The organism is Flavobacterium psychrophilum (assembly GCA_001708385.1).
In the GTDB taxonomy this organism is placed as follows: Bacteria; Bacteroidota; Bacteroidia; order Flavobacteriales; family Flavobacteriaceae; genus Flavobacterium; species Flavobacterium psychrophilum_A.
Genome location: CP012388.1, coordinates 2,778,742 through 2,800,287 on the forward strand (window position 1 = coordinate 2,778,742; position 21,546 = coordinate 2,800,287).

The window sequence follows — 21,546 nt, forward strand, 5'->3', positions numbered from 1 at the left end:
AATCTTTTTAGAAATTTAAGTTTAAGCCTACTGTGAAAGTTCTTGGCCTTGGATAAATATTATTATCTATACCAGATGTGTTTTCGGGGTCTATACCATCATAATCTGTAATTACAAATACGTTTTGTACAGATCCGGTAAGCCTCATGTCTGTGCCTTCGTTAAATACATTTTTAAATGTGTAACCAAGGGTTACATTGTCTAAGCGAAGGAATGAAGCATCCTGAACATAATAATCTGACAGGTAGCGTGGTGTTGTAAATCCTGTTTCCAACACGTTGGTGTGTGCATTATTCAGATAATTACCGTTTGATGGCAATGCCATATTTGAATTACCGTAGTTAGAGAACACATTATTATAGTTGTAGTTTCCGTAGCTACCTCTCCACGTCATAGAGAACCACCAGTTTTTATAGCTAAGGTCTGTATTAAAGCCATAGTAGAAATCAGGTGCTTGTTTTCTGTAGCGGTATAAATCGTTTGAATTGATAATACCGTCACCATTACGATCTACAAATACACCATCCAATGGCTGTCCGTTAACATCATATGCCTGTTCGTAAACAAAGAAAGAGTTAGGAGCAAAGCCTACTTGGTTGTTTTGAATTGTGGTTCCTGTACCACCCGAAATACCACCTACGTTAAATCCTGGAAAACCCGGAACGTTACCGTTAGTTAATCTTGTAATTTCAGATTTCTGAAAAGTTATATTACCGCCAACTCTCCATTTTAAATCCTCATTGTCAATAATATATGCGTCAAGATTTGCTTCGATACCATGGTTTTTCATATCTCCAATGTTATAGTAAGCACCATTTGAGAAGTTGACACCTTGTGGGTTTTGCGCAAATACAATAAGGTCGTTTGTTTTACGGTTGTAATATTCTACGGCACCTGTAATACGGTTGTTGAATAATCCAAAATCTACACCAAGGTTAAGGGTTTTTGTTTCTTCCCATTTAAGATCACTATTGTAAGCAAGAGGTCTGTAGGTAGAAGAATAAACAGGAACAAGCTGCCCGTTTACTTCTTCATAGCCAATTTGGTACTGTGCAGTATTTGTAGAACCGGCGTATAGTGCATAAGATGGATATCTTGCACCTGTATCCTGCTGGCCCGTAAGGCCGTAACTTGCTCTAAGCTTAAGGTCGCTAATCAGGCTGCTGTCTTTTAAGAAGTTTTCTTCTTTAATTTTCCATGCTGCCGCTGCAGCAGGGAAATAACCCCAACGATCGTCTTTATTAAACCTTGATGATCCATCTGCTCTTAACGATCCTGTAAGTATGTATTTGTCGTCGATTGTAAATGTTGCACGGCCAAAGAATGACTGAAGGTTTAGGCGTTCTTTTATAGTAATGGCCCTGTTGGTAACCTGGTTTTGGAAGTCAAAATTGAAACCACCAGTATCATATCTAAAATCCTGATAGTTATAACCACCAGTAAAGTCAATATTTGTTTTTAAAGACTCAAGGTATTTGTTGTAATTAAAATACAGGTCCATAACAATGTTTTTGTTTGTCTGGGTGTTCTCGTAATTAGAACCTGCTTCCGCAGGAACAACATAGTCAACATCTGTATTTCCAAACTCACGTCCCTGAGCATAATCATAACCAAAGTTTGCAACAAGTTTTAGTTCTTCAAAAGAATGTATTTTATATTCCAACTGAGCATTACCAATACTTCTGTAGGTAGTACCAAAATTATGTTTTTGCTCAATAAGGCTCACAGGATTTCTTCCTGCGTTTACTTCATAAGCACCGTTAGTGGCCCATTGAAAATAACCGCCAAAATTGTTCTGCTGGCGAACAGGTTGCGTAGGATCAAATGCAGCAGCAGCACCAATAGCTCCTTTTTCGCTAAAATTGTTATCTATAACAGTAGTTTTGTTATTCACTTCAATTTTTAAGTGACGATCAAAAAAGTTACCGATGATATTACCAGATAGCGTAGTTCTCTGGAAATTATCGTGCTTTAAGATACCATTCATATTCGTGTAACCTACAGATGTTCTGTATGTAAGATTGTCTGTACCACCTGAAAGTGCAATGTTATGGTCTGTACCAAATGCTGTGCGGAAAATTTCGTCCTGCCAGTTTGTGTTTGCTGTTCCTAAAAGTGCTTTTTGAGCAGGAGTGGCGTTTGGATGGTTGTTTACAAAATTTCTATATTGGTCTGCAGACATAATACCTGCAGTTTTAGCAACTTCACTAACCTGGAAATTACCATTATAGGTAACTTTCAATTCACCACTTTGTCCTTTTTTCGTTATAATTATTATAACACCATTAGATGCCCTTGAACCATAAATAGCTGTTGCAGCAGCATCTTTAAGTACAGTCATACTTGCTATATCGTTTTGGTTGATGTTAGCAAGAGGGTTTCTACCACCCTTAACGCCATTTCCACCTACCTCTACAGGTACGCCGTCAATAACATATAATGGGTCGTTTTGAATGTAAGAAGATCCGCTTCTTATTCTTACTAAAGATCCGCTTCCCGGTTCACCACCGGCAGTAACTACCTGAACACCGGAAACTCGGCCTTGTATAAGTTGTTCTGCACCAACTACCGGACCTTTATTAAACTGCTCTGCAGTAATATTGGTTAACGCTCCTGTAGCATCTTTCTTTGTAGTTGTTCCGTATCCAATAACTACTACTTCCTGTAGTTGGGTTGCGTCCTCCTTAAGTGACACATTTAAAGTTGCCTGTCCTTCGTAAGCTACAACCTGGTCTGCATAGCCTAAAAAGCTAAAAACCAGAAGGTCTCCGGACTTGATGTTTGTTAATGTAAAGTTACCGTTAATATCGGTAGAAGTTCCGTTGGTAGAACCTTCTACGACAATATTTACGCCGGGTATGGGCTGCCCGGATGTTGCATCGCTAACGATACCTTTTAACGTGCTCTGTGCCAGAGCGCTAAATGGCAACATTAGTAGCAAAAGCAATAACTTTGAGTAGATTGTTTTCATACAAGTTGTTGAGTTAATTTTGGGTTTTTGTACTTGCTTATAATTCACTTTCAATGTTAAAATTATGTAAATTCCGCTACCAAAAAAACGTTTTCGTAAAACGAAGAGACCGAAAACGTTTGCGTGTTGAAAACTTTCTATATTTTGCAGAATTTCAGTAAGATAATTGTTACTAATAAAATTATCGACTATCTTTATTTTCGATATCATACTTTAACAAGTTTTTATGAAAAGAAAGGTCACTTTAAAACAGATTGCAAAAGAGCTTGATGTATCTATTTCTACCGTGTCTAAAGCGTTGAGAAACAGCATCGAAATAAGTGAAGATACCCGCCAGAAAGTACAGGCATTTGCAAAACTGTATAACTATAAGCCAAACAACATTGCTTTAAGTCTTAAGAACAAGAAAACCAAAACAATAGGTATAATTATTCCGGAGATTGTTCACCATTTTTTTGCTACTGTAATTAGTGGGATCGAGCAGGTAGCGAACGAAAACGGATATAACGTAATTGTTTGCCTTAGCGATGAGTCTTTTGATAAGGAAGTAATCAACATGGAGATGCTTGCCAATGGCAGTACAGATGGGTTCATTATGTCGTTATCTAAAGAAACCGAACAGAAAAAAGATTTTCACCATATCGTTGAAGCTATCAATCAGGGAATGCCTGTTGTGATGTTTGACAGGGTAACCAATGATGTACTTTGTGATAAGGTTATTATAGACGATCAGTTAGCGGCTTATGATGCTGTTGAGTTTTTAATAAAACACAACTTTAAAAACATTGCCCTTGTTACAACTGTTGATTATGTGAGTGTTGGTAAACTGCGTACCGATGGTTATATAAACGCGCTTACCGATCATGATCTTGCTATAGACGAGAACCTTATTGTTAAGATTGAAGATATAGAGAACTGTGCCTCTAAAATAGAAAAACTACTGCTTGAAAATAAGCCCGATGCTATTTTTGCTGTAAATGAACTGTTTGCGGTTACCACGATTAAGCTTGCCAATAAAATGGGGCTTAAAGTGCCCGAAGATATATCTGTAATTGGGTTTACAGATGGCATTATTTCTCAGTATTCTACACCTACTATTACGACAGTGAGCCAAAACGGAATTAAAATGGGCGGGCGCGCTGCAAAAATGTTAATTGAAAGGCTTGAAATGGAAGAGCAGGAGGAAGAAAACGAACAATATCGCACCGAACTTATAGAAACTCACCTGGTAGAAAGAGAATCTACGTCAACGTTGTAGTTTTTGTTAAGTTGTTTATTTATAGGTTTTTAAAAAATGTATTCCGGCCCTGTTGCCGGAATTTTTTTTAGGGTAATAAATTTTTCAGATTAAAAAAAAACTATATTTGTCCTGATTATCAAAGCTTATACTTCACTTTCAACTTTAAGTTTTTGATAAGCCACAACGCGCTTATCGTTTTAATAACCATTAAAATACGATAATGGAAAAGCGTAAATTAAGTTTCTGGGAAATTTGGAACATGAGTTTCGGTTTCTTAGGGATACAAATGGGTTTTGCTCTGCAAAATGCCAATGTTAGCAGGATATTCCAGACACTGGGTGCCAATATAGACGACATCCCTGCGCTTTGGGTAGCTGCTCCACTCACCGGACTTATAGTCCAGCCTATTATCGGATATTTTAGTGACCGCACCTGGACAAAGCTTGGCCGTAGGAAGCCCTATTTTTTAATTGGTGCCTTACTGGCTTCGGTAGCATTGTTTATAATGCCCAATTCTCCCGTGTTGTGGTTTGCAGCCGGTATGCTTTGGATATTGGACGCTTCCATTAACATTACTATGGAACCCTTTAGGGCTTTTGTAGGCGATGTGCTTAACGAGAAGCAGCGCACCAGAGGTTTTGCTATGCAGAGTTTCTTTATAGGTCTCGGTGCTTATGTAGCCAGTAAGCTGCCTAACATCTTAACCTATTATGATGTAAGCAATGTTGCCCCGGCAGGACAAATTCCCGATTCGGTTAAATATTCATTTTACATTGGCGGTGCAGCGTTTATTATTACCGTACTGGTTACCATTTTTACCACAAAAGAGTATTCTCCTAAAGAACTGGAAGCTTTTGAAAAAGCGGAGGCCGACGAGTATCAGGTTGAAGAACGGCCTGCATCATGGTTTACAGCCAATGGCGGGAGGCATTTAACCATTGGCCTCGTTATGCTGTTTATAAGCATTTTGTTTACCTGGGCTATTGCTTATTACGGTCTTAAAAAAGATTTGTATGTGCTTTCGCTTGGGCTAATTGGCTTGGGTGGGGTTGCGCTTCTTGTTTCGGGACTGTTTCAGAAAAAAGGAAATTACCGTAACGGTTTTGTTACCATTATGAACGATTTTCAGTTTATGCCGGGCGTAATGAAACAGCTTGCAGTAGTACAGTTCTTTACTTGGTTTGCGCTTTTCTCTATGTGGATTTACACCACCGGAGCGGTTACAGAGCATATTTTTAAAACTACCGATACTACATCCGTAGCCTATAATACAGGTGCCAATGTAGTGAACGAAATGTTTGCCAACTACAATCTTGTAGGTGCTATTGCGGCATTTTTATTACCGCTACTGGCAAAACGTACCAGCCGTAAATTTACCCACTTCCTGGCACTTGCAGCCGGAGGGGCGGGACTTGCATCTATTTACTTTTTAGGCAATGCAGGTACGTTTAACGACGTTATCTTCAGGATGGGATCGGAAGAGAATTATTTCAACTTTACTTTTTACATGTACGACTTAAGTATGCTTGGCGTGGGTATAGCCTGGGCGAGTATACTATCCATTCCGTTTGCCATGTTAAGCGGTTCGCTGCCGGCATCTAAAATGGGGTATTACATGGGTGTATTTAACTTCTTTGTGGTAATACCGCAGCTTCTGGCAGCATCTATACTTGGCTTTTTAGTGTCGTATTTCTTTAACAGCGAGCCGATATATGCATTACTTATAGGTGGTATATCTATGGTGATAGCCGGTATCGTGGCACTATTGGTAAACGACAAAGCAGACATCAACATCAATCAAAAATAAATCAATGAATCCAAAAGCATTTATATTCGACCTTGACGGGGTTATTGTAGATACGGCTAAATACCACTATTTAGCATGGCAAAAAATTGCAAACCGTCTGGGTATAGATTTTACACACGAGCATAACGAACTGCTTAAAGGCGTTAGCCGTATCCGTTCGCTTGATATTATACTTGGGCTTGGCAAAGTAGAAGCCACCCAGGAAGACAAAGACAAATGGCTGGTAGAAAAAAATGAAGATTATTTAGGTTTCATCACCAACATGAATGCAGATGAAATTCTGCCCGACGTAGAAAGGATACTTCAGTACCTGAAAGACAACGGACAAAAAATAGCATTAGGTTCTGCCAGTAAAAATGCAAGGCCAATACTTGAGAAAGTAGGCATACTGCATTTTTTTGATGCCATTGTAGATGGTAACGATGTTACCAATGCAAAACCCGACCCCGAAGTGTTTTTAAGGGCGGCGCAAATGCTGGGTATTCCGGCAAACGAATCGGTTGTGTTTGAAGATGCTGTTGCAGGCATACAGGCGGCTAACGCTGCGGGTATGGTGAGTATAGGTATTGGCGATGCAAAAACGCTTAAAGAAGCTCAGCATAATTTTAACGATTTTACAGAGATTGATACTGATTTTTTACAAACTTTAGTTAACAGATAAAATGAACCAGGATTATATAGTACCGGATAATTGGTCGATAATAGAAGAAGGATTTGATGCAGAAAGGGTAAAATCTTCTGAGAGTTTATTCAGTATAGGCAACGGTGCCATGGGGCAGCGTGCTAACTTTGAGGAAAGCTACTCGGGGCACACCTTTCAGGGAAGCTATATAGCAGGTATCTATTATCCCGATAAAACAAAAGTGGGATGGTGGAAAAATGGCTACCCCGAATATTTTGCAAAAGTGCTTAACGCACCCAACTGGATAGGTATAGATATTACCATTAACGATGAAGCATTCGACCTGAACACATGCACATCGGTTAAGAACTTTAAGCGTGAGCTTAACATGCAGGAGGGCTGGTACAATCGCTCTTTTGAAGCTACCCTGCAAAACGGAACCGAAGTTAAGGTTAACGTTAGGCGTTTTCTTTCGCTGGTTGCCGATGAGCTTGGTGTGATTAAATATGGAGTAACTGCGCTTAACAGGGCGGCTAAGATAACTTTTAGCCCGTACGTAGATGCTGGTGTTACAAACGAGGACGCTAACTGGGAAGAAAAATTCTGGGAGCCTTTAGGTGTTGAGCATAATGCTAACGAAGCGTTTGTAACTGCCAGGACATTTAAAACGCATTTTAACGTAGCTGCATATATGCACAACAGTATATTGCTTAACGGTACAGATGCAGAGGTGCTCCCCACGAATGTGAAAACATCTAAAGATAAGGTGCAGTTTAGCTACACGGTAGAAGCAAACCAAAATGATACCGCAGCTATAATTAAGTTTGGTGGTTATACGGTTTCGCTTAACCACGCCAATGAGGCATTGGTAGCTGCTGCTAAAAGCGTAATTGCATCGGCGGATGCCAAAGGATATGATGCCCTTTTAGAAGAACAAAAACAAGCCTGGGCTGCAATTTGGGAAATGGCAGATATTACCATAGAAGGCGATGTAAAGGCGCAACAAGGTATCCGATTTAATATTTTCCAACTAAACCAGACTTATCTTGGTAAAGACCCAAGGCTTAATATAGGCCCTAAAGGTTTTACTGGAGAGAAATATGGCGGTAGTACCTATTGGGATACTGAAGCGTATTGCATTCCGTTCTATATGGCTACCAAAGACCAGCAGGTAGCGCGTAACCTGCTTACGTACCGTTACAACCAGCTTGATAAGGCTATTGAAAACGGAGCTAAGCTTGGATTTACCAATGGAGCCGCTTTATATCCTATGGTAACTATGAATGGCGAAGAATGCCACAACGAGTGGGAGATTACCTTTGAGGAAATTCACCGTAACGGGGCAATTGCTTTTGCTATTTATAACTACTACCGCTTTACCGGAGACTATAGCTACATCCCTGAAAAAGGGTTGGAAGTGCTTATTGGTATTTCACGTTTCTGGCATCAGAGGGCTACGTTATCGGCACAGAAAAACCAGTATGTTATATTGGGGGTAACGGGTCCTAACGAATATGAAAACAACGTAAACAATAACTTCTACACCAACTATATTGCTAAATGGTGTATTGACTACACAATAGAGCAGATTGCGCGTATTAAAGATGAGTACGCCGATGACTATAACCGCATTATGGCAAAAGCCAATTTAAATGCTGAAGAAGTAAGGCAGTGGAAAAAAGTGTCTGACAATATGTATTTCCCGTATTCTGAAGAGTTTGGGGTGTACCTTCAGCAGGACGGTTTCTTAGATAAAGAACTGGTAAAAGTAGCCGACCTCGATAAAAGCCAGCGCCCTATTAACCAGAAATGGTCTTGGGACAGGATATTACGTTCGCCATATATTAAACAGGCAGACGTGCTACAGGGCTTCTACTTTTTTGAGGACCATTTTACGAGAGAACAACTGGAACAGCATTTTGATTTTTATGAGCCGCTTACGGTACATGAATCTTCGCTGTCGCCATGTGTACACTCTATACAGGCTGCTGTTTTAGGCAGAATGGAACAGGCATATACTTTTTACTTAAGGACATCGCGTCTTGACCTTGACGATTATAACAAGGAAGTAGAAGAAGGCTGCCACATTACCAGTATGGCAGGTACATGGATGAGCATTGTTGAAGGTTTTGGAGGTATGAGGGTTAAAGATGATACCTTGCATTTTGAACCGAGAATACCGGAACAGTGGGAAGGTTATTCATTCAAGATCAACTTCAGGAACCAGGTATTGCAAATTTCAATTCACCCGGGAGAAACCAAGTTTACCCTTGAAGGTACACAGGCGTTAACCGTTTACGTAAACGGAAAAGCTGTAAACGTTGAACCAAATACATTGGTTACAGTATAATTTTTTGAGACCTGCAACGCCGCGACTTTGCAGGTCTTGTAATAATCCGCATTCGTTTCTCTCTTTTTGGGGAGGGCTGTGAGTGAGGCCTAACAACAAAAAAATGAAAAGACTATTTAGTATTTTACTACTATTTGCTGCGGGTGTAAGCTTTGCACAAATACAAAGAGCCGAGCCGCCTTTTTGGTGGAGCGGTATGCACAACCCCGAACTGCAAATTATGTTTTACGGTAAGGACATTGCAAAATATACACCGACGGTATCTAACAATGTGGTGATAACAGGTATAACCAAAACCGAAAATCCAAACTATGTTTTTGTGACCATAGACACTAAAAATATTGCTGCTACAGATCTTACTTTTTCATTTAAAGAAAAGAACAAGACAGCCTTTACTCATAAATATTCGCTAAAACAGCGAAACGCCAATTCGGCACAAAGGGAAAGTTATTCGTCGGCAGATATGATGTATCTGATCATGCCGGATCGTTTTGCTAACGGCAACCCTAATAATGATTCTGATAAATCGGTTAATGAAAAAGCAGACCGTAATAACCCAAGTGGGCGACACGGAGGAGATATTGAAGGGATTATTAAAAACCTTGACTACCTGGAAGAACTTGGTGCAACAGCTTTATGGAGTACGCCACTTTGCGAGGATAACGACAAAGGATATTCGTACCACGGTTATGCACAGACCGATCTGTATAAAATAGATCCGCGTTACGGTACTAACGAAGACTATGTTCGCCTTTCGGCAGAAATGAAAAAACGCGGTATGAAACTGGTGCTTGATTATGTTACCAACCACTGGGGAGCAGAGCACTGGATGTATAAAGACCTGCCAACGTATGAGTGGATTCACCAGTTTCCGGGATACTCGCAGTCTAATTACCGCATGACAACGCAGTTTGATACGAATGCATCTAAAATAGACAGAAGGCAATGTGTAGATGGCTGGTTTGTACCGTCTATGCCCGACCTTAACCAGAGTAATCCGCTGGTATTAAATTACCTGACGCAAAATGCCATTTGGTGGATAGAATATGCTGATTTAGGCGGTTTCCGTGTGGATACCTATTCGTATAACGACAAAGCCGGTATTGCAAAATGGACAAAAGCTATTACGGATGAGTATCCGTATTTTAACATTGTTGGCGAGGTTTGGATGCACGACCAGGCGCAAATGGCGTACTGGCAGAAAGACAGCAAAATTGCTGCTATACAAAGCTACAATTCATACCTGCCGAGTGTAATGGATTTTACCTTACAGGATGCGTTTGGAAGCATGTTTAATGAAGATAAATCGGATTGGGATAAGGGTATGCAAAAAGCCTACGATAATTTCACGAATGACTTTTTATATCCTGACACAAATAACATTCTGATTTTTACCGAAAACCATGATACAGGCCGTTTTAACGAGATCTATAAAAACGATTTTAATAAATATAAAATGGCTATGACGCTACTGGCAACAGTAAGGGGTATTCCGCAATTATACTACGGTAGCGAAATAGGTATGGCAGGCGACAAAGGCAAAGGCGATGCCGACATCCGCAGGGATTTCCCGGGTGGTTGGGCCGGCGATAGCAACAATGCTTTTACAAAAGCAGGACGTACGGCAGAACAGCAAAAATTCTTTGAGGTTACGTCGAAACTATTTACATGGAGAAAAAGTAAAGATGTAATTCATACCGGTAAAACAACGCACTACCTGCCTCATGATAATGTATATGTTTATTTTAGGCATAACGACAAAGAATCTGTAATGGTAGTTATTAATAACAGTAACGAGTCAAAAACATTTGGCACGGCACGTTTCGGCGAAAGCCTTAAAAACTACAAATCGGGTACCGATGTGGTTACGGGTAAAGCTGTAAATGTAACAGGCGATATTACTATGGAGCCAAAATCGGCGATTGTATTAGAACTTAAATAAGTCACTAAAGAAATTATTATATGAAAAAGACACTTCTTTTAGTAACCCTTATGGCAGCTTTTGTTAGCTGTAAAGAGGATAAAAAAGCAGCTGAGAAGAAAGATACTGCGCAAAGTGAAACACTGGCGCCGGTTAGCGATTCCATGATGGAAAACAGCGTTATTTATGAAGCGAACATTCGTAATTATTCTCCCGAAGGTACATTTAATGCTTTTACTAAAGATATACCGCAGTTAAAAGGCTTAGGGGTAAAAGTTATCTGGCTGATGCCAATATATCCAATTTCGGTTAAGAACAGAAAAGCAGGCGACCTTGCTGTAGAAGATATTAAAGACCCGAAGGAGCGCGAAAAATACCTTGGCAGCTATTATGCTATTTCTGATTATACAGCTATTAACCCTGATCTTGGAACGGAAGCTGATTTTAAGAAACTGGTAAAAACGGCGCATGATAACGGAATATATATTATTCTTGATTGGGTGGCAAATCATACCGGATGGGATCATAAATGGATTACGGAGCATCCGGAATATTACCATAAAAATGCAAAAGGTGAAGTTACCGATCCGCTTAATCCTGAAACAGGAAAAAGCTGGGGATGGACGGACGTGGCGCATTTAGACTACACAAGTAAAGTGCTATATGAACCTATGAAAAACGAAATGTTATACTGGATAAAAGAGCAGGGTGTAGATGGTTTTAGATGCGACGTTGCCGATAATGTACCAATTGAATTCTGGCAGTACGCCATACCTAAGCTTAAAGAGGTTAAGCCTGTGTTTATGCTTATGGAGTCTGAGAAAGATTACCTGTTTAACGGATTGTTTGATATGGGCTATGGCTGGAAAGCACACCACCTGATGAACGATATTGCCAAAGGCAGGAAGAATGTAAAAGATTGGGATGCCCTTGTTGCGCAGGTTGATAAAGAGTACAAAAAACAGGATATCTGGATGAACTTTACCTCTAACCATGACGAAAACGCATGGAACGGTACCGAATATGAACGCATGGGTAACGGCGCAGAAGCATTTGCAGCGCTTACTTATATTATGCCGGGCATGCCGCTTATTTACACAGGTCAGGAGTATGACCTTAAGCGCCGCCTTAAATTTTTTGAGCAGGACCCTATCACAAAACAAAAAGGGAAAATGTTTTCTGTGTATGAAAAACTGGGTAAGCTTAAAAACAATAACCCCGCACTAAACGGCGGTAAGAAAGCAGCTGCCTATTCAAGAATAGTAGCCTCTGACGCTGTAAATGTGCTTGCATTTGAGAGGGAAAGTGGAAATGACAAAGTGGTTTATCTTGCTAACCTTAGCGCTAAACCTGTAACTTTTAAGGCACCGGTAGAGGGTGAGTATACCAATTACATGAACGATAAAAAAATAACCCTTGCCAAAGGGCAGCAGTTTAGCTTTGCTCCTTGGGAATATTGGGTACTTGTAAAATAAAAAATATACGCTATTAGAGAAGTAAAGCACAGGCTGAAAAGTCTGTGCTTTTTTTGTCTTAAATTGTAGCTGTTTTCGAGAATCAGTCATTTTATCTATAAAATTTGAATTTGTGCTAATTTGTGCGATAAGTGGCAAACTCTATTTTATCTTTACCAAAAATCTATTCATTATGGCGGCAATACTAAAAATTGGCCATCGCGGTGCTAAATCCCATGTGGCAGAAAACACCCTGGCTTCGTTTCAACAAGCGTTAGATATGGGTGTAGACGGCATTGAGCTCGATGTGCATGTATGTGCAACAGGAGAGCTGGTGGTTATTCATGACTTTACAGTAGACCGTACTACAAACGGCAGCGGCGAAGTACACAAAATGACATTGTCTGAACTAAAAAAACTTAGCATAGACGGGCTGTATTCTATACCATTGTTAGATGAGGTTATGGCGTTAGTGAACAGAAAATGCCTGATGAATATAGAAATGAAAGGCCGCCATACGGCGAAACCGGTATCTGATTTTATAGATGGCTACGTAAAAAGCCGTGGCTGGAGTTACGACGATTTTGTAGTGTCGAGTTTTCAGCGTGAGGAGTTGCTTATAATGAGCGATATCAATAAAAATATTCCGCTTGGTATATTAACGCAGGCAAGTGTTACCCAAGCGTGGGAGTGGGCATCGGAGTTTTCGGCGAAAGCCATACATCCGCACTTTTCGCTGCTGACAGAAAGCAATGTGAAAAAGGCACAGCAGGCTGGCCTAAAGGTGTACACCTGGACAATTAATGAAACAGAAGATATAGAACGAATAAAATCCTATAATGTAGACGGTATAATATCCGACTATCCAGAGCGACTATGAGTAAAAGTTTTGATGTGGTTATTGCAGGCGGTGGCGCTGCGGGATTTTTTACGGCCATAAATATTGCAGAAGCAAACCCAAACCTTAAAATTGCCATTTTAGAGAGAGGCAAGGAAGTGCTTTCTAAAGTACGTATATCCGGTGGAGGGCGATGCAATGTCACCCATGCATGCTTTATACCGGATGACCTGGTTAAGTTTTACCCAAGAGGTGAAAAAGAACTTAAAGGCCCGTTTAACAGGTTTTGTTCGGGCGACACTATTGAGTGGTTTGAACGCCATGGTGTGGAATTAAAAATTGAAGAAGACGGGCGTATGTTTCCGGTAACGGACAGTTCCCAAACTATAATAGACTGCTTTCTGGACGCATCTAAAAAATTAGGCATACAGATATTAATGGGTGAAAGCATTCAATCGCTTTACCATAATGAGAAACACTGGAAGATAGAAACCAACAAAGAAGTGTTTTTTGCTGAAAAACTGGTTATGGCCACAGGCAGTAACCCAAAAATGTGGGATATGCTTGCCGAAATGGGGCATAAAATTGTATCTCCTGTTCCGTCGTTATTTACATTCAACATAAAAGACCCGCGTATTAAAGATTTGATGGGTGTTTCGGCAATTGCATCGGTAAAAGTAAAAGGCACAAAGCTGGAAGCCGCAGGACCATTACTTATAACACATTGGGGAATGAGCGGCCCTGCAATTTTACGTGTGTCAGCATGGGGAGCCAGGGAATTGTTTGATAAAAGCTATCAGTTTGCACTTGAAGTGAACTGGCTTAATGATATAGATGCTGAAGAATGCGAAGGGCAACTAAAAGAACTGCGACAGGAGCACGCAAAAAAACTAACAACGAAATTCTCACCGTATGATTTTCCAAACCGTTTATGGCAAAGCCTGGTAAATGCAGCAGGTATTTTACCCGATACACGTTGGGCAGATCTTACCAAAAACCAGCTTCAGGCGTTGGTACAGCAGCTCACTAATGGAGTTTTTCAGGTAAACGGTAAAAGTACATTTAAAGAAGAGTTTGTTACTGCCGGCGGCGTTGACCTGAAAGAAGTAAACTTTAAAACAATGGAAAGCAAATTGCTTCCCAATATGTATTTTACAGGCGAAGTGTTGAATATTGACGCTATAACAGGCGGATTCAACTTTCAGAATGCGTGGACAGGTGGCTTTATCGCTGCGCGTAGCATTGCTGAATTATAACTTTTATTTCTAATGAAGTGTATATTTTGCTGGCAATGTAGGCTTTATGTGAAAAATAATTGATTTTTTAACGCAACCGTTTGAGAAAACTGGTATCTTATTAAAAAATCAATCACCATGAAAAACAAAATTTTACTAATGGGGCTTGGCCTGTTGCTTGTGGCCTGCTCTGACGAAACAACAGCTCCTGTTGAAAAAGTTAAAGAAAACAAAGTATTAATGCTTAAAGTAGATTTGCTTACTTCTGCCTTTGAAGGGGGTAAGGAACTTACTTTTGATGAAGCTTCTGCATTTACTATTGGGGTAGATTATGAGTCGCCTGGAGATTTTGGCGGTATTAAGCTAAAATACCAGGAACTTAATGCACCGCTTTTTGAAGGTACCATACACTGGATGGGGCGCGGCGAAATGTCGTATCCCGAAATTGATACACCGCAATCTTTTGCTACTGTTGACAGCGCTGTAGCATTGCCCGGCGAATCGATGCTTGAGGTTGTGCGGTATCTTGATCCTGCGATGCCTCTGAATGAATGGCCTTATCTTCCGGAGTATGCAACTTTATGGGATGCAGTAGACAATCTTAAGCTTGTGAAAGACTACAGGGCAGCAAACCCAAATTCTAAAGTTAACTTTTTTCTTTACACACCCAGTGTAGGGGTGGGTAATCCTGAACATTGGGACTGGTTTATTATCCTGAAAAATTAATTTAAAGCCTCATGTATGAGGCTTTTTTTATGACTTTAGATAATCAAATAACTAAAATTTACCTGTTAAGCCACCATATTGAGGCATTAAGTACCAAGGCAAAAGTTACCCAGAGTATGTAGGGTATAAAGAGATATCCGGCAATTTTATTGACTTTATTAAACTGTACAAAGGTTTCATAGATCATCAGCCAAAGCAGCACAATTTCAATTAATGCCAGCATTGGGTTATGCAATCCGAAGAATATAAACGACCATAAGGCATTTAATGCCAGTTGTATTGCAAAAAAGGTTAGTGCCTTTCTTACTGTTTCTCTTTGCGTTTCCATTTTGTCCCACACCAGTCCGGCTGCAATTGCCATCATTACGTAAAGAGTAGTCCATACGGGAGCAAATATCCAGTTCGGCGGATTGAATGAGGGTTTGTTTATGGTGGGATACCAAGTAGTTACACTTTCTTGTGTTACAAGACCGGAAACGGTGCCAACAATAACACAGGTAACTATCATTACCAGAATTTTAAACGTACGGGATAAGGGTTTTTGTTCCATGCTTCAAAGGTACTGTTTAGCCATGAATTTAGATAATAGTCAATGGCTGGGTTGCAAAAATAAAAGTAGTACGAAATAGTAAATTTCAGGTCTAAAAAAATCCTAATTGTTGCTTCGGCAAAACATTTATCTTTGTATTAAAATAAAACACCATGCCAGATAAGGCTTTTATTCCATCGCCATATACCAATACAATAGAAAACGGAAGCTTTGAGTGGAGCGCGCCAAGCAATATCGCCCTTGTAAAATACTGGGGAAAAACCGGGCAGCAGATTCCCGCTAACCCATCTATAAGCTTAACGCTCAATAATTGTAAAACCATAACAAAGCTTACTTTTGAAAAGAAAGCAGATACTTCTGCATTTTCGTTCGACCTGCTTTTTGAAGGTCAGCCAAAGGAAAGCTTTCGTCCGAAAATTGAAAAATTCTTTGAAAGGGTAGAAATTTATCTGCCATTTTTAAAAGAATATCATTTTACTGTAGATACGCAAAATACATTCCCACATAGTTCGGGTATTGCTTCTTCGGCGTCGGGTATGGCAGCACTGGCAGTAAACCTGATGAGTCTTGAAAAAGAACTGAACCCTGCTATGACCGAAGATTATTTTAATCAAAAAGCATCGTTCTTAGCACGATTAGGGTCGGGTAGTGCGTGCCGAAGCGTTAAAGGAAATGTGGTTATTTGGGGCGAACATGCCGAAACAGCAGGAAGTTCTAATCTTTATGGTGTTGAATTTACCGGTTTCAATGAGGTGTTTTCGAACTATCAGGATACCATTTTGTTAGTAGATAAAGGCGAGAAGCAGGTGAGCAGCACAGTAGGACACGACCTGATGCACGGGCATCCGTTTGCGCAGCAGCGATTTGCACAGGCGCATGTAAACCTTTATAAAATGAAAGAAGCGTTAACCATCGGTGACCTCGATGCGTTTATACAGATTACCGAGAGCGAGGCCTTAACGCTACATGCCATGATGATGACCTCTATGCCGTATTTCATATTGATGAAGCCTAACACGCTAGAAATCATTAATAAAATTTGGGCATTTAGGGAAGCGACTAAAATTCCGGTTTGTTTTACTCTTGATGCTGGGGCGAATGTACACGTGCTATATCCCGAAAACGTTAGTAAAGAAGTTTTAGATTTTATTAAGAATGAATTAGTTGGCTATTGCCAAAACAGTCAGTACATTTGCGACGAAATTGGTACAGGTGCGCTAAGGATTAATTAGGATAACTTTTAATAACAATTAACGTTTTTGTCGTACCTTTAATAAAAATATCCTCGATGAAAGGACCATTATTTTACTCAAAAATATTACTCTTCGGAGAGTATGGAATCATTAAAGATTCTAAAGGACTATCTATTCCCTATAATTTTTACAACGGAGCCCTGAAAAGGGATAACTATACATCTGAAGAGGCGGTTAAATCTAACGGTCATCTTAAGAAATTTGTTGACTATCTTGAAGACCTTCAGGCAAAACAGCCCGAACTGGTAACTTTTGATATTGCTACACTTAAAGAACATGTAAACGAAGGTATGTATTTTGACTCTACCATTCCGCAGGGATATGGTGTAGGCAGCAGCGGTGCGCTTGTTGCAGCAATTTACGACCGTTATGCCAATAACAAAATTACGGTTCTTGAAAATCTTACACGCGAAAAACTATTGCAGCTTAAAAAGATCTTTGGCCAGATGGAATCTTTCTTTCATGGTAAAAGTTCTGGACTGGATCCGCTTAACAGCTACCTTAGTATTCCTATTCTTATAAATTCTCAGGACAATATCGAGGCAACGGGCATACCAATGCAGAGTGCAGACGGTAAAGGTGCTGTGTTTTTGTTAGATTCTGGTATTGTGGGTGAGACTGCGCCTATGGTTTCTATATTTATGGAAAACCTGAAGGAAAAAGGTTTCCGCGATATGTTTAAAGAAGAATTTGCAAAATATACAGATGCATGTGTAGATAACTTTTTACATGGCGATATAAAATCGTTATTCTCAAATACCAAAAAACTTTCTAAGGTTGTGCTTAACAACTTTAAACCAATGATTCCGGAGCAATTCCACGAATTATGGCAAAAAGGTATTGAAACCAACGATTACTATTTAAAGCTTTGCGGATCTGGAGGCGGTGGCTATATTCTTGGTTTTACCGAAGATATAGAGAAAGCGAAACAATCGCTGCAGGGGCATAAGCTTGAAGTAGTTTACCAATTTTAAGGCGCTATGACCGTTACAGAGATTTTAAACTTATTGCTAAGGTCAATTTTTATTGGCTTTGGTATCCTGATTCCTTTATTTTCCTTAAAAAAAACTTCCGATCTTCAGACATTAAAATTTAAAGACCTTTTTATTCTTACCGCTATACAAATGGTTAGAATTGCAGGGATTATTTATTTTATACTTGGTGCTGTTGCTGTATACCCATTATTCTTTAATGCTGGAAGTGCGGCTGCGAGCAGTGTTAAGGTAGATCTTTCAGGCTACGGCATGAATATTATATTTGCGCCGCTTATGACGCTTGTAATCACTCAGTTTTTCTGGATCAAAAAAGTGTACATGAAAAGAAAGGCATTAATAGTGCTTCCGTTGCTGTTGCTTATAATTCCTTCGTCATTATTTTTGGCTGTTGCACAGTCTCAGGAGTATTTGCCAGTTTTAAAAACAGCATTTAGCTGGCCTGAACTTTTAAAAACTGTTATTAGTATCATTATATTTTTCTTTATAACCTTCACAATAATACTACTTGGTGGTAAGTTAAAAGAGAATAAGCAATAATTATGGCAGGTAGGAAAACAAGATTGGTTCTGATGAAGATACTCAGCCTGTTTTCTGTGGTGCGTGGCTACAATATTCCTGTTATAGCCCTGGCGCAATATCTTTCAGCGATATTTATCCTGGCTCCTGAGAAAAGGGCGCTCGATGTAGTATTCGACCTGAACCTGTTTTATATAGTACTGGCTTCTTCGCTAACTATAGCTTCCGGATATATTATCAATAATTTTTACGACGCGCAAAAGGACCTTATCAATCGTCCCAAAAAATCGATGCTCGATAGGTTGGTTAGCCAGCAGACTAAACTTCATGTGTACTTTGCATTGAATATTTTGGTTACGCTATTGGCTTTTATGGTGTCGTGGCGTGCGGTGTTCTTCTTTTCGGGCTATATTTTCTTAATATGGTTCTATTCGCATAAGCTAAAAAAATACCCGCTGATAGGTAACCTTACTGCTGCTTTTCTGGCGGTATTGCCCTTTTTTGGTATTCTTATGTATTTCAAGAATTTTTACCAGGTGATATTTGCGCATGCAACTTTTCTTTACCTGCTTATCCTTACGCGTGAATTGATAAAAGACCTCGAGAATATTAAAGGCGATTTTGTCGCCGATTACCGCACCATACCGGTAATGTTTGGCGAAAAAATGTCGAAGATAATTATCACTATACTTATCTTTCTTACCATTATACCTGTGTATTTACTAATAGATGTGTATGATGTTGGGTACATGGATATGTATTTTTATGCCGGCATGATCGTTATTATATGGTTTCTTATGCTACTGTGGAAAGCAGAGAGTCAAAAGGAATATCTGCAGCTTCACAACATACTAAAATTCCTTATTGTTGCGGGTGTATTCTGCATTGTACTTATAGACCCTTCAGTTTTAGTGCATGGCAGGAAACTTTTGTCTGTTATTTAAGCTATCTTTGCAAAAATATTTTTGACAAATGAATAACGGCAACAGCAGGAGAGGCGGCAGCGACAGGAAAAAAAGCGGTCCTTCCAAACCATTAAATAAAGCAAGGAAACCGGGTGCATCCTCTAAACCAAAGTCTTTTGATAAACCAAAAACCTTTGAAAAAGTAGATGCTGAAGCTCCTAAAGCGGGACCATCTGCAAAACCACGCAGCCCAAAATCGACTACTGCCAAAAAAGGCCCTGCATCTTTTGCTAAGAAAGATGGCTATCCAAGAGCAAAACCTGCTACAGATAAAAAGCCTGCAGATAAAAAACCTACTGTAAAAAGACAATCTAACCCGGACGAACTTCGTCTGAATAAATTTATCGCTAACTCGGGTGCATGTTCGCGCCGTGATGCCGATATTTATATACAATCGGGTAACGTAAAAGTTAATGGTAAGGTGGTTACAGAAATGGGCCACATTGTTAAGCTTACCGATAAGGTAGATTTTGACGGTGTTACTATTACTCCCGAGAAGAAAGAATACCTTCTTTTAAACAAGCCTAAAAACTTTACTACTTCAGGTGAAGGCGATAAAGATATGCGTAATGTTCTTGAACTTATACGTGGGGCAAGCAGAGGAAACCTTCAGCCGGTAGGCAGGATGGATAAGAACACTACAGGTCTTCTTATCTTTACGAATGATACCGAGATGATTAGAAAGTACGCTCAGCCTAACCAAAAGTCATTCAAGATTTATCAGGTTTCTTTAGATAAGAACCTTAAATATGAAGACCTTGAGAAAATTTCGGCAGGTGTCCACCTTGACGGGCACAAACTGTTTATTGATGAGGTAAGCTATATTGAAGGTGAGTCAAAAACTGAAATCGGGCTTAAGCTTAGAACGCCTAACGTTAAAGTAGTGCGTGCTATTTTTGAAAGCTTTAAGTATGATGTATTAAGGGTAGACCGTGTGTCTTTTGCAGGTCTTACCAAAAAGAACCTTCCGCGTGGAAACTACCGTTTCCTTACAGAGCAGGAGATTATCAACCTAAAAAATATATAATTTGCAGCCAAGGGATATAGAACATATCGCGGTTAAATGGTTTGAGGCTTTTAATGCCAAGAACCTTGACAAGCTGCTCGATTTATACGCTGATGATGCAGAGCATTTCAGCCCGAAATTAAAAATACGCAAACCTGAAACGAACGGACTTGTAAAAGGGCATGACGCATTACGCGAGTGGTGGCAGGATGCTTTTGATAGATTGCCAACACTTAATTACAAAGTGAACAGCCTTACGGCTAATGAATACCGCGTATTCATGGAGTACATAAGAACTGTACATGGCGAGGAAGATATGCTTGTTGCCGAAGTTCTTGAAATTAAGGAAGGCAAAATAGTGTTTTCACGTGTTTATCATGGGTAAAGAGAAAGTTGCTGAGTAACTTAGTTTCACAAAGTAGCTGGCTAAAATACTTCGCTATATTATCATATAAAGACAAAGCCTGGAGATATTTCAGGCTTTGTCTATTTTTTGAATTCCGAGATATTTTTTAAGTCGTTAAAGATGCCTTCAAACAATTTGATTATTTCTTCGTCAGATAAAGCTTTTGCTTTAGGACCATCTGCCAAACTTATAGAGACAAGTCTATTATTTTTTAGTGTATAAAGCATTCTGCTTTTTAAATCCTGGTCATTATTTTCCTTTAGTTTCTTAACCGTTAACTCCCATATAATATAATTTTTGGAATTATTTATTTTTAATGTTCTGGCGATTACTTCATGATCGGTATTGGGTGCTATCCAGTATTCTTTTTCCCAATTGTAGAAATGTTCCACTAATTGTATTGGGCTTAAAGTGTCATTATAAAACTCAAATTTAGAGGCATCCCGTGCTGAGATCAGTAAGCCTATTTTTCCCTTTTCGTTAGCAACATGATATTGTCCTGACGATTTAATTGAGCCTACCACTTTCCATTTACCGGGTAAATTGAATGCAATCTCACCTATTACAAACGTTGATATTCTCTGGCTAAACGATAAGTTGAAGCTAAAAAAGCAAATGAACAACACTATAACTTTAAATTTCATATTTGTGATGTTGGTTGATAAGTTATACTGTTGCAAATATGAATATT

At 39.5% G+C, this 21,546-nt stretch carries 18 protein-coding genes; 15 read left to right on the forward strand and 3 right to left on the reverse strand.

Features of this window, described 5'->3' with window-relative positions:
* Window positions 1-7: 7 nt before the first annotated feature.
* The gene (locus ALW18_12150) at window positions 8-2,971 is read right to left on the reverse strand and encodes a membrane receptor RagA (protein ID AOE54400.1); all 2,964 of its coding nucleotides are present in this window, start codon (window positions 2,969-2,971) and stop codon (window positions 8-10) included.
* A 226-nt stretch (window positions 2,972-3,197) separates the two neighbouring features.
* On the opposite strand from ALW18_12150, the gene ALW18_12155 reads away from it, so the two are divergent.
* The 9 genes from ALW18_12155 to ALW18_12195 all read left to right on the forward strand — a co-directional run bounded on the left by ALW18_12155 (window position 3,198) and on the right by ALW18_12195 (window position 15,164).
* A complete protein-coding gene (locus ALW18_12155) occupies window positions 3,198-4,229 on the forward strand; it encodes a LacI family transcriptional regulator (protein AOE53205.1) in 1,032 nt (343 codons plus the stop codon).
* Between the two features lie 202 nt (window positions 4,230-4,431).
* Window positions 4,432-6,018, forward strand: coding sequence for an MFS transporter (locus ALW18_12160; protein AOE53206.1), 1,587 nt, complete (start codon window positions 4,432-4,434; stop codon window positions 6,016-6,018).
* Between the two features lie 4 nt (window positions 6,019-6,022).
* On the forward strand, window positions 6,023-6,679 hold the full coding sequence (locus ALW18_12165) for a beta-phosphoglucomutase (GenBank protein AOE53207.1): 657 nt from the start codon (window positions 6,023-6,025) through the stop codon (window positions 6,677-6,679).
* Window position 6,680: 1 nt separating this feature from the next.
* Entirely contained in the window at window positions 6,681-8,990 is a 2,310-nt protein-coding gene (locus ALW18_12170) for a maltose phosphorylase (GenBank protein AOE53208.1), read from the forward strand.
* A gap of 103 nt (window positions 8,991-9,093) precedes the next feature.
* Window positions 9,094-10,932 (forward strand): alpha-amlyase, encoded by a 1,839-nt coding sequence (locus tag ALW18_12175; protein AOE53209.1) that lies wholly within the window; start codon window positions 9,094-9,096, stop codon window positions 10,930-10,932.
* Between the two features lie 20 nt (window positions 10,933-10,952).
* A complete protein-coding gene (locus ALW18_12180) occupies window positions 10,953-12,386 on the forward strand; it encodes an alpha-amlyase (GenBank protein ID AOE53210.1) in 1,434 nt (477 codons plus the stop codon).
* Window positions 12,387-12,558: 172 nt separating this feature from the next.
* Window positions 12,559-13,245 (forward strand): glycerophosphodiester phosphodiesterase, encoded by a 687-nt coding sequence (locus ALW18_12185; protein AOE53211.1) that lies wholly within the window; start codon window positions 12,559-12,561, stop codon window positions 13,243-13,245.
* A complete protein-coding gene (locus tag ALW18_12190) occupies window positions 13,242-14,459 on the forward strand; it encodes a flavoprotein (GenBank protein ID AOE53212.1) in 1,218 nt (405 codons plus the stop codon). The genes ALW18_12185 and ALW18_12190 overlap by 4 nt, the downstream gene beginning before the upstream one ends.
* A gap of 117 nt (window positions 14,460-14,576) precedes the next feature.
* Window positions 14,577-15,164, forward strand: a complete 588-nt coding sequence (locus ALW18_12195; protein AOE53213.1) for a hypothetical protein — start codon at window positions 14,577-14,579, stop codon at window positions 15,162-15,164.
* Window positions 15,165-15,222: 58 nt separating this feature from the next.
* Here ALW18_12195 and ALW18_12200 read toward each other — a convergent pair whose 3' ends face one another.
* Complete coding sequence (locus ALW18_12200; protein ID AOE53214.1) at window positions 15,223-15,714, reverse strand: CrtK; 492 nt, start codon at window positions 15,712-15,714, stop codon at window positions 15,223-15,225.
* Between the two features lie 152 nt (window positions 15,715-15,866).
* Between ALW18_12200 and ALW18_12205 the strand changes: the two genes are divergently transcribed.
* The 6 genes from ALW18_12205 to ALW18_12230 are packed head-to-tail and all read left to right on the forward strand — an operon-like array spanning window position 15,867 to window position 20,834.
* On the forward strand, window positions 15,867-16,946 hold the full coding sequence (locus ALW18_12205) for a diphosphomevalonate decarboxylase (GenBank protein ID AOE53215.1): 1,080 nt from the start codon (window positions 15,867-15,869) through the stop codon (window positions 16,944-16,946).
* Between the two features lie 56 nt (window positions 16,947-17,002).
* Window positions 17,003-17,941, forward strand: coding sequence for a mevalonate kinase (locus ALW18_12210; protein ID AOE53216.1), 939 nt, complete (start codon window positions 17,003-17,005; stop codon window positions 17,939-17,941).
* Between the two features lie 6 nt (window positions 17,942-17,947).
* Complete coding sequence (locus ALW18_12215; GenBank protein ID AOE53217.1) at window positions 17,948-18,499, forward strand: hypothetical protein; 552 nt, start codon at window positions 17,948-17,950, stop codon at window positions 18,497-18,499.
* Window positions 18,500-18,501: 2 nt separating this feature from the next.
* Window positions 18,502-19,422, forward strand: a complete 921-nt coding sequence (locus ALW18_12220; GenBank protein ID AOE53218.1) for a ubiquinone biosynthesis protein UbiA — start codon at window positions 18,502-18,504, stop codon at window positions 19,420-19,422.
* A gap of 28 nt (window positions 19,423-19,450) precedes the next feature.
* Window positions 19,451-20,470 carry a pseudouridylate synthase gene (locus ALW18_12225; GenBank protein ID AOE53219.1) on the forward strand — a complete coding sequence of 340 codons (1,020 nt, stop codon included), beginning with the start codon at window positions 19,451-19,453 and terminating at the stop codon, window positions 20,468-20,470.
* Between the two features lies 1 nt (window position 20,471).
* Complete coding sequence (locus ALW18_12230; GenBank protein AOE53220.1) at window positions 20,472-20,834, forward strand: hypothetical protein; 363 nt, start codon at window positions 20,472-20,474, stop codon at window positions 20,832-20,834.
* Window positions 20,835-20,935: 101 nt separating this feature from the next.
* Here ALW18_12230 and ALW18_12235 read toward each other — a convergent pair whose 3' ends face one another.
* Entirely contained in the window at window positions 20,936-21,499 is a 564-nt protein-coding gene (locus tag ALW18_12235) for a hypothetical protein (GenBank protein ID AOE53221.1), read from the reverse strand.
* Between the last annotated feature and the right edge of the window lie 47 nt (window positions 21,500-21,546).

Bases quoted from the DNA above. Each gene is read 5' to 3' on its own strand.
- ALW18_12225 (AOE53219.1), top strand. From the start codon at position 19,451: ATGAATAACGGCAACAGCAGGAGAGGCGGCAGCGACAGGAAAAAAAGC.
- ALW18_12205 (AOE53215.1), top strand. From the start codon at position 15,867: ATGCCAGATAAGGCTTTTATTCCATCGCCATATACCAATACAATAGAA.
- ALW18_12155 (AOE53205.1), top strand. From the start codon at position 3,198: ATGAAAAGAAAGGTCACTTTAAAACAGATTGCAAAAGAGCTTGATGTA.
- ALW18_12170 (AOE53208.1), top strand. From the start codon at position 6,681: ATGAACCAGGATTATATAGTACCGGATAATTGGTCGATAATAGAAGAA.
- ALW18_12215 (AOE53217.1), top strand. From the start codon at position 17,948: ATGACCGTTACAGAGATTTTAAACTTATTGCTAAGGTCAATTTTTATT.
- ALW18_12220 (AOE53218.1), top strand. From the start codon at position 18,502: ATGGCAGGTAGGAAAACAAGATTGGTTCTGATGAAGATACTCAGCCTG.
- ALW18_12180 (AOE53210.1), top strand. From the start codon at position 10,953: ATGAAAAAGACACTTCTTTTAGTAACCCTTATGGCAGCTTTTGTTAGC.
- ALW18_12195 (AOE53213.1), top strand. From the start codon at position 14,577: ATGAAAAACAAAATTTTACTAATGGGGCTTGGCCTGTTGCTTGTGGCC.
- ALW18_12190 (AOE53212.1), top strand. From the start codon at position 13,242: ATGAGTAAAAGTTTTGATGTGGTTATTGCAGGCGGTGGCGCTGCGGGA.
- ALW18_12185 (AOE53211.1), top strand. From the start codon at position 12,559: ATGGCGGCAATACTAAAAATTGGCCATCGCGGTGCTAAATCCCATGTG.
- ALW18_12150 (AOE54400.1), bottom strand. From the start codon at position 2,971: ATGAAAACAATCTACTCAAAGTTATTGCTTTTGCTACTAATGTTGCCA.
- ALW18_12210 (AOE53216.1), top strand. From the start codon at position 17,003: ATGAAAGGACCATTATTTTACTCAAAAATATTACTCTTCGGAGAGTAT.
- ALW18_12165 (AOE53207.1), top strand. From the start codon at position 6,023: ATGAATCCAAAAGCATTTATATTCGACCTTGACGGGGTTATTGTAGAT.
- ALW18_12235 (AOE53221.1), bottom strand. From the start codon at position 21,499: ATGAAATTTAAAGTTATAGTGTTGTTCATTTGCTTTTTTAGCTTCAAC.
- ALW18_12160 (AOE53206.1), top strand. From the start codon at position 4,432: ATGGAAAAGCGTAAATTAAGTTTCTGGGAAATTTGGAACATGAGTTTC.
- ALW18_12175 (AOE53209.1), top strand. From the start codon at position 9,094: ATGAAAAGACTATTTAGTATTTTACTACTATTTGCTGCGGGTGTAAGC.
- ALW18_12200 (AOE53214.1), bottom strand. From the start codon at position 15,714: ATGGAACAAAAACCCTTATCCCGTACGTTTAAAATTCTGGTAATGATA.